At 72.8% G+C, this 1,942-nt stretch carries 2 protein-coding genes; one reads left to right on the forward strand and one right to left on the reverse strand.

Features of this window, described 5'->3' with window-relative positions; all coding sequences use genetic code 11:
• Positions 1–92: 92 nt before the first annotated feature.
• Positions 93–671, reverse strand: coding sequence for a TetR family transcriptional regulator (locus tag EHS43_RS43555; RefSeq protein ID WP_125195942.1), 579 nt, complete (start codon positions 669–671; stop codon positions 93–95).
• Between the two features lie 122 nt (positions 672–793).
• Between EHS43_RS43555 and EHS43_RS43560 the strand changes: the two genes are divergently transcribed.
• A partial coding sequence (locus tag EHS43_RS43560; RefSeq protein ID WP_125195943.1) for an FAD-dependent monooxygenase occupies positions 794–1,942 on the forward strand: 1,149 nt, incomplete at its 3' end.

Here is a 1,942-nt window from a genome sequence, read left to right on the forward strand (position 1 = left end):
CCGCCCCACGTACGCGCGTCTGCGGTCTCGGCCGTGCCAGCCGTACGGGGGCGGGGCCGGCGCCCCGGTGCGTTCCGCCACGGGCGGGATGCTCAGGGGCTCGGCGCGGTGAGGTACCGCTGCACCGTGGGTGCCAGCCACGCCACGATCTCCTCGCGTGTCAGCGCCACGGTGGGCGGGAGCCGCAGGACGTACCGGGTCAGCGCGAGCCCCAGCAGTTGCGTGGCGGCCAGCGCGGCCCGCGCGGGCGCCTGCTCCGGGTCCGGGCACACCCGCTGGGCCACCGGCATCACCTGCTCCCTGAAGATGCCCTGCATCCGCTCGGCGCCCGCCTGATTGGTCGCGCCGACCCGCAGCAGCGCGGTGAGCACCTCGTTCTCCTCCCACAGGTCCAGGAAGCGCGACACGAGCGCGCGGCCGATGTCGTGCCGGGGCAGTGAGCCGGGCTCGGGCAGCGCCAGGTCGACGGAGACGGCCGCCGCGAACAGACCCTCCTTGTTGCCGTAGTAGCGCATCACCATGGACGGATCGATGCGCGCGTCCTTGGCGATGGCGCGGATGGTGGCCCGCTCGTAGCCGTCGGCGGCGAAGCGCTCGCGGGCCGCGGCGAGGATCGCCTCGCGGGTGTCGTCGGAGCGGCGGCGGGGGGTGTCGTTCGTACCGTCGTTCATGCCGGGATCGTATGCCAACAGCTGTAGGCCAACAAGTGTTGACCGAGTGGTGGGGTGGCGGCTACCTTCGTCAACAAGCGTTGGCCAACAAGTGTTGGCGTAATGAGTGACAGGAGGTCCTCATGAACCGCACCCCCGTGATCGTCGTCGGCTCCGGCCCCACCGGTCTGCTCCTGGCCGGTGATCTGGCCACCGCGGGCGTCCCCGTCACCGTCGTCGAGCGGCGCCCGCACCGGATCAGCAACCTCTCCCGCGCCTTCGTCCTGCACGCCCGCACCCTGGAACAGCTGGACGCACGGGGTCTCGCCGACGGTCTGGAGGCGGTGGGGCAACGCCTGGACAGGCTGCGCCTGTTCGGCAGCCTCACCATCGGCCTGGACACCCTCCCCTCCCGCTTCAACCACCTGCTGGTCCTGCCCCAGTACGAGGTCGAGAAGGCCCTGGAGCGGCGGGCCGTGGAGGCGGGCGTCGACTTCCGGTACGAGACCGGGGTGACCGGCCTGTCCCAGGACGAGAACGGCGTGACCGTGCGGGTCGAGGGGCCGGACGGGGTCACGGAGTCCCTGCGCGCCGAGTACGTCGTGGGCGCCGACGGGATGCGCAGCGTCGTACGGGAGGCGATCGGGCTGCCCTTCCCCGGCCGTTCGGTGATCCGCTCGGTGGTCCTCGCGGACGTCCGCCTCGCCGAGCCGCCCGAGACCCTGCTCACCGTCAACGCCGTGGGCGACGCCTTCGCCTTCATCGCCCCCTTCGGCGACGGCTACCACCGGGTCATCGCCTGGAACCGGGCCCGCGACGTCCCCGACGGCGAGCCCCTCGACCTCGACGAGATCAAGGAGGTCACCCGTCTTGCCCTGGGCCGCGACTTCGGGATGCACGACGCCCGCTGGATGTCCCGCTTCCACAGCGACGAACGCCAGGCGCCGGCCTACCGGGTGGGCCGGGTCTTCCTGGCCGGCGACGCAGCCCACGTGCACACCCCGGCCGGCGGCCAGGGCATGAACACCGGCCTCCAGGACGCGGCCAACCTGAGCTGGAAACTGGCCCAGGTGACGGGCGGCCACGCGGACCCCGCCCTCCTGGACACCTACCAGACCGAACGCCACCCCGTCGGGCGGGCGGTCCTCCGCAGCAGCGGCGGCATCGTCCGCCTCGCGATGGCCCGGCGCCCCTGGGAACTGGCCCTGCGCGCCGCGCTCACCACCGTCCTCGACCACGTCGGCCCGGCCCGCCGCAGGATGCTCGGTCGCCTCACCGGAATCGGCTACAAG

The organism is Streptomyces sp. RP5T, assembly GCF_003933965.1.
GTDB lineage: Bacteria > Actinomycetota > Actinomycetes > Streptomycetales > Streptomycetaceae > Streptomyces.